The 13,022-nt window shown below is 66.5% G+C and carries 9 protein-coding genes and 1 pseudogene; 8 read left to right on the top strand and 2 right to left on the bottom strand.

Translation table 11 applies throughout. The features are described from left to right. Positions 1-4: 4 nt before the first annotated feature. Positions 5-1,840, top strand: a complete 1,836-nt coding sequence (locus BFE01S_RS19640) for an ABC transporter ATP-binding protein/permease (RefSeq protein WP_028226964.1) — start codon at positions 5-7, stop codon at positions 1,838-1,840. A 370-nt stretch (positions 1,841-2,210) separates the two neighbouring features. On the opposite strand, the gene BFE01S_RS39370 is transcribed toward BFE01S_RS19640, so the two are convergent. After that, positions 2,211-3,230, bottom strand: a complete 1,020-nt coding sequence (locus BFE01S_RS39370) for a hypothetical protein (RefSeq protein ID WP_052420936.1) — start codon at positions 3,228-3,230, stop codon at positions 2,211-2,213. Positions 3,231-3,576: 346 nt separating this feature from the next. Beyond that, a complete protein-coding gene (locus BFE01S_RS19630) occupies positions 3,577-4,056 on the bottom strand; it encodes an SgcJ/EcaC family oxidoreductase (RefSeq protein WP_245621145.1) in 480 nt (159 codons plus the stop codon). A gap of 380 nt (positions 4,057-4,436) precedes the next feature. Between BFE01S_RS19630 and BFE01S_RS19625 the strand changes: the two genes are divergently transcribed. The 7 genes and pseudogenes from BFE01S_RS19625 (at position 4,437) to BFE01S_RS19595 (ending at position 13,022) form a co-directional block, all read left to right on the top strand. Beyond that, positions 4,437-5,813, top strand: a complete 1,377-nt coding sequence (locus BFE01S_RS19625; protein WP_028226962.1) for a DUF2957 domain-containing protein — start codon at positions 4,437-4,439, stop codon at positions 5,811-5,813. 111 nt (positions 5,814-5,924) lie between these two features. Beyond that, positions 5,925-7,181 (top strand): DUF2957 domain-containing protein, encoded by a 1,257-nt coding sequence (locus BFE01S_RS19620; protein ID WP_028226961.1) that lies wholly within the window; start codon positions 5,925-5,927, stop codon positions 7,179-7,181. Positions 7,182-7,349: 168 nt separating this feature from the next. Beyond that, the gene (locus BFE01S_RS19615; RefSeq protein ID WP_028226960.1) at positions 7,350-8,174 is read left to right on the top strand and encodes an OmpW/AlkL family protein; all 825 of its coding nucleotides are present in this window, start codon (positions 7,350-7,352) and stop codon (positions 8,172-8,174) included. Between the two features lie 98 nt (positions 8,175-8,272). Then, complete coding sequence (locus BFE01S_RS39365; RefSeq protein WP_084170057.1) at positions 8,273-9,220, top strand: MerR family transcriptional regulator; 948 nt, start codon at positions 8,273-8,275, stop codon at positions 9,218-9,220. Between the two features lie 268 nt (positions 9,221-9,488). Beyond that, positions 9,489-11,078 (top strand): flavin-containing monooxygenase, encoded by a 1,590-nt coding sequence (locus tag BFE01S_RS19605; RefSeq protein ID WP_028226959.1) that lies wholly within the window; start codon positions 9,489-9,491, stop codon positions 11,076-11,078. 55 nt (positions 11,079-11,133) lie between these two features. Then, a pseudogene (locus BFE01S_RS39360) lies at positions 11,134-12,063 on the top strand (SDR family NAD(P)-dependent oxidoreductase); the annotation flags it as partial. Between the two features lie 59 nt (positions 12,064-12,122). Continuing rightward, a complete protein-coding gene (locus tag BFE01S_RS19595; protein WP_028226958.1) occupies positions 12,123-13,022 on the top strand; it encodes a metal-dependent hydrolase in 900 nt (299 codons plus the stop codon).

Genomic DNA, 13,022 nt, shown 5'->3' with positions numbered 1-13,022 from the left:
GATCGTGAAGCAACCTGCCGCGCGCCCGCTGCTGTGGCTCGGCGCGCTGCTCGCCGTCTATCTCTGCGCGCCGTTCGTCGCGAGCATCCCGCAGATCGACCAGGCCGACTGGGCCGGCGTGGACTGGTCCGCGACCTGGTCGGCCGTGGGTGTTTCGGCGGCGAGCGCGAGCGTCGCGGCGCTTGTCATCCTCGTGCTGGGCGTGCCGCTCGGCTACTGGCTTGCGCGTTCGCGCTCGCGGTATGTGGCACTCCTCGGTTTCGTCGTGCAACTGCCGCTCGCGCTGCCGCCGCTCACGAGCGGCGTGCTGCTGCTCTTCCTGGTCGGTCCGTATAGCGGCATCGGCCAGCTCTTCGGCGGCACGCTCACCGACTCGTTCGCGGGCATCGTGCTCGCCGAGACCTTCGTGGCCGCGCCGTTTCTGATCGTCGCCGCGCGCTCCGCCTTCACGGCTGTCGATCCCGTCTACGACGACGTCGCGGCCACGCTCGGCCATCGCGCCGAAAGCCGCTTCCTTCGCGTGACGCTGCCCATTGCGTGGCCCGCGATCCGCGCGGGGCTCGCGCTCGCCTGGCTGCGCGCGTTCGGCGAATTCGGCGCGACGGTGATGGTCGCGTATCACCCGTACTCGCTGCCGGTCTATACCTACGTGGTGTTCGGCGGCCAGGGGCTGCCCGCGATGATGCCGCTCCTCTTGCCCACGCTCGCCATCGCGATCGTCTGCGCGGTGCTCTCGGTCTATAGCCGCGGCGCGCGCTCCACGCTCGCCGCGCCGATCGACAACGGCGACGAACCCGCCGGCTTCATGCCCGCGGCGCCCGCGGGCGCGATGGCCGACCTGCGCCTTGCGTTCGACGTAACGCGGCGGCTGGGCACGTTCAGCCTCGACGTGTCGTGGCGCCCGTCCACGCGGCGCCTCGCCATCATCGGACCGTCGGGCTCGGGCAAGTCGCTCGCGCTGCGCATCGTCGCCGGGCTCGAGCCCAACGACGCCGGATCGGTCACGCTGGGCGGCGCCGATCTCGGCTCGCTGCCGCCCGAACGGCGGCAGATCGGCTACATGCCGCAGGACTACGGGCTCTTCCCGCACATGACGGTCGCGCAGCAACTGGCGTTTCCGGTCGGCGCGGACGCCGCCAGCGCGCGCTACTGGCTCGCGCATCTGGGCCTCGACACGCTCACGGGCCGCCTGCCGCGCGAACTCTCGTTCGGCCAGCGCCAGCGCGTGGCGCTCGCGCGCGCGCTCACGCGGCACAGCCAGTTGCTGCTCTTCGACGAACCGTTCGCCGCGCTCGACACGCCGCGCCGCCGCAAGCTCCAGCAATCGCTGCGCGCGCTGCAGCGCGAGATCGACGCGGTCACGGTGATCGTCACGCACGACCCCGATGAAGCCGCACTGCTCGCCGACGAAGTGATCGTGATCGAGCAGGGCCGCGTGCTCCAGGCGGGCCCCGTGGACGAAGTCTTCGACCGCCCGGCCACACCGCGCGTAGCCGACCTGCTCGGCCTGCACAACGTGGGCGAAGGCATCGTGCGCGCGGGCGGCGAAATCGAAACGCCGAAGGGCCTGCGCCTGCCCTGCCACGATAGTTCGCTCGCCACGGGCACGCGCGTGATGTGGCGCGTTTCGCCGCGCGCGCTGCGCGCGACGCCCGAGGGTGCCTGGACCGGTACGCTGGCGGGCCATGCACTGCGTCACGGCGACCGCTACGTGACGATTGCAATCGGTGGCGAGTCGTTCGATATCGCCGACGAAGACGCGCCGCGCACGACGCAAGGCGCGCAGCGGTTCACGATCGAGCGCGACGGCGTGACGGTGTGGCCGGCAGTGGCCTCCTGAAAAGCCTCACCTTTCGCGCGATGCCGGTCGCGATGCATGGCCGGCACGTGCGCAAATCGCCCTGACGTCCCCCCGTTTTTGCTCCTTGTGCTTCGCTCTGCACGGCTTTTCAGAGCCGTTCCCGAAAACGCTCACCTATGGCAAGCAATGGGTTGCGGCGCAACGAATCGCACCCGTATGCCCTTCCATCCGCAAGATTCCCTTCGTCGAACCTGGGACTGCCAGGAAATTTTGCTGCCGGGGAGAGAGGTGACCGGGCGTCGAGCCGGTGCCGCCGCATGCCCGCCTTTTGTACAACGTGCGATGGTTGTGGCACATTCGCTCACCACTCCCGAAAACGCTCACCTTCGATCTCGCGGCGACGCGAACATCAAATCACGAAGCGGCTAATTTCGCCTAAAACCGTTGGCATCCACACGAGATCGGCGCGCGAGAAGCGCACCAGCGAGAATGCGCGCTCGCCCAGCGGACTGGCCGGCAGGCGCGCGAGCGGAAACACGATGCCGGAGCCGGGCGGGCCAGCCGCAGGATCGATCACCACGTTCATCGGGTTCAAGCATACGTGCTTCATTTCCACGTGCGTATGCGCCTCGGGATGGCTGAGCACGTCGCAGATCACGCGAAGCTCGCGGGCCAGCGCGTCGGTCTTCAGGCCCAGCGCACCGAGCGCGCGCTCGTTCTCGTCGATCGCAGCCTGCAACGCGATGACTTCCGTGACCCCATCCGTCTCGCGCTCGCCGAGCATCCTGTGCGTGCCGGCCCCCTGGCGCTTGAGCAGTTGCAGGCGCGTCTTCAGGAGCGCGCGTTCCTCCACCAGCGCGTCGCGGCGCGATTCGTCGGCGCCGATCTGCGCGAGGGCCTCCAGCGCAATCTGCTCGACCACACGCTCCACGATCTGCTCGCGCAAATCGCTCTGCGTTTCGCCGCACACGCGCACCTGGTGATCGTCGAAACTGAGGGTCGTGCGCGCGACGTCGGCGTGCACCGCGTCGCCCACCTGCTCCACGCCGAACGTGCGGCGCTCGGCCATCGCCATGCTCATCACCGCATAAGTCTCGTGCGCGAGCGGATGCGCTTCGAACCAGGCATGCAGTTCCGCCGAACGGCTCAGTACGCGCGCGATTTCGTCCGGCGCCGCAAAAAAGGCATGGATATACGGGTCGTCCAGCCAGTTCGCCGCACTGGCCTCGCGCGGCGGCGGCACGCTGCGCACAAAGCCGCTTACGTAGTCGATCGAGCAGGCGAGCGCGGGCGTCACGCACTCGTGAAAGCCCTCCGCCAGCTTCAGCGACGGGCTCAGCACCAGCAGGCGCTCGGACAGCTTGCGAATCTGCGGCGTGACGGGTGGCGCCTTCGCACGCGGGCGCCATAGCCGGTGGAACAGGCCCATGTCAGGACTCCGTTGGAAACTGTGTCTGCTGCATCGCAGCACAATGCACTATAGCGCGAATCGCCGAACGGGCTGTGGTAAGCGGCTCCTCCCGAAAACCCTCACCTTTCTCTTCTCATACAGAAGGGAAGCGGTGAGAGAGCGCTTCAAAAACGGCTAACCGTGATGCCTCAAATCGGAAAAGCTGCACCCAGGTACAGCTTTGCATCCCGCAAACCCTCACCCTGGAAATCCGGAGCAATGGCAATACGTGCGTGCAGGCCAATCCGGATCATCGCGAGCCGGCCGATGTGCGCCCGCACAACCGGCTCCCGAACGTTCTCACCCGGTGCGGCGCATCGGCAGGTCACTGCGCCTCCGGCATCGCCGACGAGTGATGGCTGGTGATGAGCCAGCGCTTGCCGCTCCATCGATAGGTGAACGTATATCGGGCGTGCACCGTCGATCCGTCGCCGAACGTGAACGTGTAGAGCCCCGCGTCGATCGCCGTATTGCAGTCGATCTCGATCCAGCTCATGTCGATCTTGCCGACCGGTTTCTTCTTCAGGAACGAGACGAAGTAGTCGCGCTTCGTCTCCGGCGTGAGGCGAGGCTGGTTCGACACCGTCGGCAGCAGGATGGAGCGCGTCGCGTAGTTGGCGACGACCTTGTCCGGGTCGCCCGTCTGCAAGGATGCATTCCAGCGGTCGAACAACGCCGCGACTTCCTTCTGGCTCGTGTGCCGGCAGGTTTCGGCCCGCGCGAATGCCGTTGCAGGCAACGATAAGGACAACGACAACACCGCTACGCCCAGTCCCGTGACCGGGACCGCCATCAGGGTTTGCATGAAGTTCCCCCTCCGGCGCAACGAAGAGGCGCCGCAGTTCCCATTTAATGCGCGGCGTCTTTCAATCCGCTGTCGATGGAGGTGGCGTGCGCATGCCTGCCGCATCGTTTCGCACGCAACCTCCTGCGCAAACGTTGACGCGAGCATGTCGGGCCAATGAGCCCGTAAAAACGGGAACGCAGTTTGCTCCGCGCGCCATTTCGGCCTCCTTGATAGTGCTTTTACGCATCGGGAAAAACCCCGGTTGTGCAGGGCTCAAGTCAAGACGGGACAAGCCGATGTCCCAGTGAAGCGCGGATTTAGATGGTTCGTTCAATTGACAGCGGCTGATGTCATGATTCACTCTCTTTCGCATAATTAAGAAACAGGGAGGCAGACGCATGTTGGATCTATTCCGCGGCGTGGCGCTAGCCATGGTCGCCAGTCCTTTGCTGATTGCGTGCGGCGGTGGCAACGCCAGCGATCCAGGTCCCATTTCTCCCGCGCAATGCTCGGGCTCGACCTGTACAAATCAGGGAGCGCCTTCGAGCGCGACGCCCGCCACGGCCCTCTGTCCTTCCGATTCGGACATCGCGGCCAACACGTATCTCGGCGGCGCGGGCAGCGGCGAAGTCGTGAGCCTGAACATCAATCCCACGAACATGACGTACAAGCTCACGTGGCTTGCGTCGCCCATTCCGCTGCAATCGAGTTCCGTGCAAAACACCCGCACCGGGCTCACGATCACCGGCACCGTGCAGCATCCGCCTTCGGGCTCGCTGCCCTCGGCTGCGCAGATCGCCTGTGCCTTCCAGCTCCAGGCGGGCACCGGCACACTCAACGGCACGACCTACACGACTGCGTACAACAGCCAGAATCCGCCCACCATCTACGTCGGCTTCGGCGTTGCGGGCGGCGGCATTCCCGGCGCGACGGTCGATATCGACGGCGACGTCCAGGCCAATCTGCTGTTTCCGAACCAGCCGGCGCGCACGTTCGACTTCTATCCGTTCCTCGCCTTCTCTTCGGTCAGCACCAGCCTTTCCGACCTGAAGGGTTCGTATAACGCGCTGCTTTATCACATCGTGCCGTCCTCGGAATTCGCCGCAGCCGCCAAGGTTGCACAGGAGTCCTACGATGCGAACGGCAACTGCAGCGTGCCGGGCGGTGCGACCAACACGAGTTGCGAAACGGCATCGAGCACGTGGACGACCGACCCGAACGGCAGCTATTTCACGAGCACCGATGCACCGCAGATCGAACCGCCTTCCAACAGCCTCTTCGGCAGCCCCACGGCGAGCGCGCACCTCATCCTCGGCAAGCTCAACGGGGCCATCGTGCCGCTTGTCGTGCGCACGGGCCACGTGCAGGAGATCGGCAGCGGCGGCCTGATTCCGCAGATCGACGACGAGTCCGGCATCGCGCTGCTCGCGCCCGCCACCTCGCTCACGTCGGGCTCGTTCGACGGCAGCTATATCGGCGCGGATTCGAACTTCGCCTATACCGCGGCGCTCATCCACGGCCAGCAGGGCGGCTTCCTCAAGCCTGCCACGATGACGACCGAAAGCACCTTCGTGCTCGACTACACGCAAACCCATCCGGGCCTGATCGGCGTGACGGACGGGCAGGGCAACGCGGGCAACCTCATCGCCGTGGGCGGCCTCTACGGCATCTTCATCAACGGTGAGGAAAACGGCGGCGTCACGGCCAGTTCCGCGAACAGCACCACGCAGAACACGCCTTATTTCGGCGTGGGGGCGCTGATCCAGCCGCAATAGCATTTGATTCGGATTACGAAATACCCGTGTAGAACCTGAGAAGCCAGAATGAGGAGCCACCGGCCAGAGGGGGCCGGTCCCCGCAAACAAGAATCGATCTGGAGACGCAGTATGAAATACAAGATTTTTGCGGCGTTCATGATCGCCGCTCCGCTGCTGGCCGCGTGCGGCGGCGGCGGAGGCGGCAGCAGCAGTTCCGCGCCGGTGGCCGCGGCTCTGTGCCCGACCACGCTCGACTACAGCACGGTCTATACGGGCGGCGGCGGCGACGGCGAACTCGTCAAGCTGCAACTCGATACGACGAAGATGACCTGGCAAATCACTTACGTGGAGTCGCCGATTCCGCAAACCACCGGCACCGTCACGCCCACGCGCGCGGGCCAGGTCGTCACGGGCACACTCACCCAGGAAACGGAGCTGCCCACGCAGAAGCTCAACCAGTGCGCCTACCGGCTCAACGGCGCGAGCCTCGACGCGAGCCGCCCGGCGCGCGTGTTCATCGGCGAGGGCGTGGCGGGCGGCACGATTCCCGGCGCCGAGATCGCCTACGCCGGCACGGGCGGCATCGGCGTCGTGCCGGACACGACGTTCCCGTACTACCCGTTCATCGGCTTCTCGTCGATCGATACCAACATCGCCGACGTCGCGGGCGTCTGGAACCAGCTCGGCTACCACCAGGTGCCTTCGCAGAACTTCCTGCCGGCCGCCGTGGATGCGACGATCACCATCAACGCGGACGGCACCTGGACCGAGTGCGACAACACCGGCGTCAATGCGGGCAAGTGCCAGCAGCCCGGCACGAACCTCGCGCAGTCGAGCGACGGCAGCGGCGCCTTCGAAACCGACCACTTCCAGGGGCAGGTCAAGCCCACGCTCGTCACCGGGCAGCCAGCCGCGAAGGGCTTCATGGTCGTCGGCAAGCTGCGCGGCCAGCTCGTGCCGGTGCTCGTGCGCACCGGCGTGGCCTATCCGTACATCGGCACCGATCCGCAGGGCGGCGCAACGGGCCCGGTTGCCGACGACGAATCGGGCATCTCCGTGCTCGCGCCGCAATCGGCGATTGCGGTGGACTCGCAGGACGGCGAGTACATCGGCGTGGACAGCCAGTTCGACTATCGCACCACCGCGCTCGAAGGCACCGAAGCCACGCTGCTCGACCCGTTCAACGCGTCGCAGGCCTCGCTCGCCACCGCACTGGACCTCAGCTTCACCGAGACCGTGCCGGGCGTCGTGCCGACTACGCACACCGGCGCGACAACGGGCAGCACGCCCACCGGCAAGATGATCTTCACGGGCGGCGTGTTCGGCTTCCTCGACATGTCCACGCCGTCTGCGCCGTACTTCACGGCCGGCGCATTCGTTCAATAAGCAGTGCTGACTGGGCCCCGCCCGACCGGGGGCCCGTGCCAACGAGGTGACCGCCCGACGGCTGCCGCGCAATGCGGCAGCCGTACCGAAAGGCGCGCAAGGACCGGCGATCCGGCAGCAAACCGGAGGCCGCGCGCGGGCAGGGACACCCGAACCTGGGAGGACTAAATGAGACGCATCGTCATGGCGGCGTTGACCGCCGGGCTCTCGATGAGCGCCCACGCGCAGCATGCGGGCGACAACGTGGCCGTGCTCGGCTGGTTTCACGTCGCACCGGTGGATTCAAGCACGCCGCTCACGACCAACGTCGCACCCGTGCCGATCAACACGCCGCTGCGGCTGCCCAACAGCTTCACCTCGCAAGGCACCGGCCTCTCCACGGCGCGCGCGGATACCGTGGGCCTCGTCTTCACCCACTTCCTGACCGACCATATCGCGGTGTCGTCGGTGGCCGGCATTCCACCGACCTTCAAGCTCTACGGCCACGGCACGCTCAAGCCGCCCGGGCCGGCGGGCGCGCTCGGCAGCCAGAACCTGGGCGATCCGGGCACGAATCCGATCGTCACGAGCGTGCGCCAGTGGAGCCCGGCGCTCATCTTCCAGTACTACTTCCGCGACGCCGATGCGAAGTTCCGGCCATTCCTCGGCCTCGGCGTGTCGTACAACTGGTTCTCGGACATCCAGCTCAATCCGGCCTTCGTCTCGGCCACGCAGAACGATCTCGGCTCGGTGCTGGCAGCCGGCGCCGGCAAGCCGGGACAAACGCAGGTGAGCGCGAAGGCCTCGGCCTCGTGGCAGCCGGTGTTCAATGCCGGCGCCGAATACAACATCACGGCCCACCTCGGGCTCGTGGCCTCGATCACCTACATCCCGCTCAAGACTACCTCCTCGGTGATCGTGAAGGCCGCGGACGGCACCGAACTCGCCGTGAGCAAGTCCAAACTGTCGGCAGACCCGATCATTTCGTTCCTCGCCGTTTCGTACCGGTTCTGATGGGCGGACCATGATCCGCCGCGCGTTCGTGGGCGAGCGCACGCTCGCGCCGCGCCACGTTCTGCCGCCGCTGCTTCGGCTCGCGTTAAAATCGGCGCATGCCGAAACCGTCCAGACTCTCCACTGCCGAATCCACGCCGGCCGACAGCGAATACACGGTCGACGAACTCGCGCGCGTGGCCGCGACCACGGTGCGCAACGTGCGCGCCTACCAGGACCGCGACCTTCTCATGCCGCCCGAGAAGCGCGGGCGCGTGGGTATCTACAACGACTCGCACGTCGCGCGGCTCAAGCTCATCAATCACCTGCTCGCGCGCGGCTATACGCTCTCGAACATTCAGGATCTCATCAAGGCCATCGACGACGGCGGCGACCTGCGCTCGATCCTCGGCCTCGAAAACGCGATCGGCGGGCGCTGGACCACGGCGCGCCCCAAGACCTACTCGATCCGCCAGCTCGTGAAGATGTTCGGGCCGCAGGCGCCGGGCCAGCTCACGCGCCTCTCGGAACTCGGGCTGGTGGAGCGCCGCGGCCTCTCGTTCGTCGCGCGCAATCCGGCCATGCTGGACGCGGCCGCGGCCACCGTGCGCGAAGGCATCCCCGCGCGCGACCTGCTGGAGGTGCTGCAGCAAACGCGTCCGCACTTCGACGCCATTGCCCAGGTGCTGGTGGAGATGGTCGTGCGGCATCTGGACCGCTACGACGCGGGCGCGCTGCCGCCGCCCACCGACATGCCCGCGCTGGTCGATGCCATCTGGCGCCTGCGCCCGCTCGCCACCGTGTTCGTCGAGAACGAGATCCTGCGCGCGCTGGAGGAGCAGTCGAGCGCCTATCTGGGCGGCCGGGTGGCGACCATTCTCGACAAGAAGCTGGGCGACCAGGCGGCGCGCGAGCCGAAGGCGGCAAAGGCGGCAGAAACACCCGGCACCGGGCGCAAGACGCCCGCGAAAAAAGCCTCTGCCGTGCGCGCGGCGCCGCGCAAGACGCCGCGGCCTGCGGCCAAGCCCATTCGCACCACGCGCAAAACGAGCGCCGCGAAGTCCTGAACGCAGCGTACCGGCGCCGCCGGTGCGCTGCCCCGCCGATCTCCCGCGGCTTCCCCGCTCCTGCGCCGGGCGCCCGGACACATCCCCCGCTGCCCTGAATGCCCGAAAGCCCCGCCAGACGGGGCTTCGGCGCGTTCCAGCACGCTTTCCCCAGACCGATCGCTCCCCTAGAGCGCCACATCTAGACGCTTGCGCAGCGGCCAAAATCCGCCTATGTTTACATCCATCAATGTAACAGTTAAGAATGAACCATAGGGAGACGCTCCGGATGAACGCACGCACCCGGTCTTTCGACCCGGCCGGCGACGACCGCCTCGGCGGGACCATCGGCATGGAGGCCGTCGACATCGCCATCATCGGCACCGGCTTTGCCGGCCTCGGCATGGCGATCCGCCTGCTGCAAACCGGCCGCACGCGCTTTGCCGTGTTCGAGAAGGCCGACACCGTGGGCGGCACCTGGCGCGACAACCACTACCCCGGCTGCGCCTGCGACGTGCAATCGCACGTTTATTCGTTCTCCTTCGCGCCCAATCCACGCTGGACGCGCATGTTCGCACCGCAGCCGGAAATCCGCGCATACCTCGATCACTGCGTGGCGCGCTTTCGCCTCGCGCCCTATCTGCGCTTCGGACACGAACTCACGAGCGCCACCTACGACGAAGCCGCGCATTGCTGGCGCCTCGTCTTCGCCAACGGCAAGCGGCTTGCCGCGCGCGTGCTGATCTCCGGCATGGGCGGCCTTTCGCGTGCGGCACTGCCCGCCATAGCCGGCATCGAAACCTTCGCGGGCAAGGCGTTCCACTCGCAGCACTGGGACCATGGCTATGCGCTCGAAGGCAAGCGCGTAGCCGTGATCGGCACGGGCGCGAGCGCGATCCAGTTCGTGCCGCAGATCGCGCCGCGCGTGGCGCGGCTCGCGCTCTTCCAGCGCACGCCGCCATGGATCATGCCCAAGCCCGATCGCGCGCTCTCGAAGTTCGAGCAGTGGATGTTCCGCGCTCTGCCCTCCACGCAGAAGCTCGCGCGCGCCGGCCTCTACTGGATGCTCGAATCGCGCGTGCTCGGCTTCGCGATCCATCCGTCGCTCATGAAGAACGTGCAGAAGCTCGCGCTGCGCCATATCCGCCACCAGGTGCCCGACCCGGCATTGCGTGCGGCGGTCACGCCCGACTACACCATCGGCTGCAAGCGCGTGCTGATTTCGAACGACTACTACCCGGCGCTCTCGCGCAAGAACGTGAGTGTCGTGACGGCCCCCATCGAGCGCGTGAACGCCAGCGGCGTCGTCACGGCCGACGGCGTGCACCACGAAGTGGACTGCCTGATTTACGGCACCGGCTTCCAGGTGGCCGATCCATTCCCGCCCGGCACGGTGGTGGGCCGCGGCGGCGCGGATATCGTCGAGACCTGGCGCAACGGCGCCCATGCCTACCTCGGCACCGCACTGCCTGGTTATCCGAACTTTTTCATGATCGTGGGCCCGAACACCGGGCTGGGTCACAACTCGATGGTGTTCATGATCGAGTCGCAGATCGAATACATCCTCGGTGCGCTCGATGCCATGCAGCGCGACCGCGCCGATGCGATCGAAGTGCGTCCGCATGTGGAGGCGCGCTACAACGAACGCATCCAGAAGAAGCTCGAGCGGGCGATCTGGTCGGTGGGCGGCTGCAAGAGCTGGTATCTGGACCCGCGCAGCGGCAAGAACACCACGCTGTGGCCGGGCTTCACGTGGCGCTTCCGGCAGGCCACCGCGCACTTCTCGCTGGCCGACTACCAGGTGTACCGCGTGCGGCAGCCCGAGCATGCCCAGGCGCCGGTCGCCGTCGCCGCACCCTCCACCATCGAACCGGCCTGAACGAGCGGGTGTATCAGCCAAATCAGCCAAATCAGCCAAAGGAAGACCTCCGATCATGAAGGATTTCAGCAACAAGATCGCGGCCATCACCGGCGCCGGATCGGGCATGGGCCGCGCGCTCGCGATCCAGCTCGCCGAAGCCGGCTGCCATCTCTCGCTCGCCGACCGCAGCGCCACGGGACTTGCCGAAACTGAGCGCATCGTGCGCACGCTCGCTCCCAGGGTGCGGGTAACGACGTTCGTGTTCGACGTGGCGAACCGCGAGGCAATGCAGGCCTTCGCGGACGAAACCGCCGCCGCGCACGGCCGCGTGAACCTCATCTTCAACAACGCGGGCGTGGCGCTTTCCAGCACGATCGAGGGCATGGCGTATGCCGACCTCGAATGGATCATGAACGTCAACTTCTGGGGCGTGGTGCACGGGACCAAGGCGTTCCTGCCTTACCTCAAGGCCGCGGGCGAAGGGCATATCGTCAATACGTCGAGCATTTTCGGCATCTTCGCGCAGCCCGGCATGAGCGCCTACAACGCCACCAAGTACGCGGTGCGCGGCTTCACCGAATCGCTGCGCCAGGAGCTCGACATGATGCAGTGCGGCGTTTCGGCCACCTGTGTCCACCCGGGCGGCATCCACACCAACATTGCCCAGTCGAGCCGCATCTCGCCCAACATGATCGGCTTCATGGTGGCGAGCGAGCAGCAGGGCAAGGACGACTTCGAGAAGTTCTTCATCACGACGGCCGACGACGCCGCACGCGCCATCCTGCGCGGCGTGCGCCGCAACAGCCGGCGCGTGCTGATCGGGCGCGACGCGCGCGCCGCCGACTGGCTCGCGCGCACGCTGCCCGCGGCCTACCAGGCGCTCGTGGTCATGAGCGCGAAACGCGAAGCCGCGAAGGCCCGGCGCAGCGCCGGCCGCGCGCGCGCACCGGATTTCGCGCACACGTCAACGCATAACGAGGCAGGCAATAAACCGCAACAGTCGTTGCATGGAACCGGGGCAGGTGCTGAAGCACTCGCTCCGGACCGACAGGGAGAAACAGCATGATGCCGATACGGCGCGACATACGTTTCGCACTACCGCCCGACCGGGCTTGTGACTGGCACGCCGAGGGCGTGGCAGTCACTCACTTCTTCAACGCGCTTTCGCTCCTCTTTCCAGCGGGCGAACGCTTTTTCATGGACTCCGTGCGGCATTACCGCGACGGCATACAGGACCCGGATCTCAAGAAGCAGGTGATGGGCTTCATCGGCCAGGAAGCGATGCACACCCGGGAGCACATCGAATACAACGATCTGCTGCAGGCCGCGGGGTTGCCCGCGCACAAGCTCGACAAGCGGCTGTGGGCCATCCTGAACTTCGCGCGCAAGGTACTGCCGCCTTCGCTGCAGCTCGCGCAGACGGTGGCGCTGGAACACTACACGGCCATGCTCGCCGACCTGCTGCTCGCCGATACGGAGCGCCACATGGGGGGCTCCGTAGAAGGCTACAAGCAGATGTGGCTGTGGCACGCGCTCGAAGAAACCGAACACAAGTCCGTCTCGTTCGACGTCTGGAACGTCTCCGTCAAGCCGGGCCTGAAACGCTATCTGATGCGCACGGGCACCATGCTCGCGACCACGGTGCTGTTCTGGGTCATCGTGTTCGACTATCACACGGCGCTCATGCGCGCGCATGGCCGCTGCCAGGGCAAGGTGACGGGCAAGTGGCGCCTCATCAAGTTCCTCTATGGTCCGCGTCATGGCGTGTTCCCCGGCATCGCGCTCGAATGGCTCCGGTTTTTCAAGCCCAGCTTTCATCCGTGGGATCAGGACAACCGGCGCCATCTCGCGCGCCTCGACGGCCTGATCGAGCAGATCGACGCGACCAATTCGCAATATGCGGCGCAAGCCGCACCGCGCCGCGTGCCGCTGCATCCGCGCACGAACGCGAAGCCCGCGTGA

It is taken from the genome of Paraburkholderia ferrariae NBRC 106233 (genome assembly GCF_000685035.1).
Taxonomy (GTDB): domain Bacteria; phylum Pseudomonadota; class Gammaproteobacteria; order Burkholderiales; family Burkholderiaceae; genus Paraburkholderia; species Paraburkholderia ferrariae.
This window is presented reverse-complemented; position numbering and strand designations above follow the sequence as displayed.

Coding starts and splice junctions, on each gene's coding strand:
- BFE01S_RS39370 (WP_052420936.1), bottom strand. CDS start 3,230: ATGGGCCTGTTCCACCGGCTATGGCGCCCGCGTGCGAAGGCGCCACCC.
- BFE01S_RS19630 (WP_245621145.1), bottom strand. CDS start 4,056: ATGCAAACCCTGATGGCGGTCCCGGTCACGGGACTGGGCGTAGCGGTG.
- BFE01S_RS19625 (WP_028226962.1), top strand. CDS start 4,437: ATGTTGGATCTATTCCGCGGCGTGGCGCTAGCCATGGTCGCCAGTCCT.
- BFE01S_RS19620 (WP_028226961.1), top strand. CDS start 5,925: ATGAAATACAAGATTTTTGCGGCGTTCATGATCGCCGCTCCGCTGCTG.
- BFE01S_RS19615 (WP_028226960.1), top strand. CDS start 7,350: ATGAGACGCATCGTCATGGCGGCGTTGACCGCCGGGCTCTCGATGAGC.
- BFE01S_RS39365 (WP_084170057.1), top strand. CDS start 8,273: ATGCCGAAACCGTCCAGACTCTCCACTGCCGAATCCACGCCGGCCGAC.
- BFE01S_RS19605 (WP_028226959.1), top strand. CDS start 9,489: ATGAACGCACGCACCCGGTCTTTCGACCCGGCCGGCGACGACCGCCTC.
- BFE01S_RS19595 (WP_028226958.1), top strand. CDS start 12,123: ATGATGCCGATACGGCGCGACATACGTTTCGCACTACCGCCCGACCGG.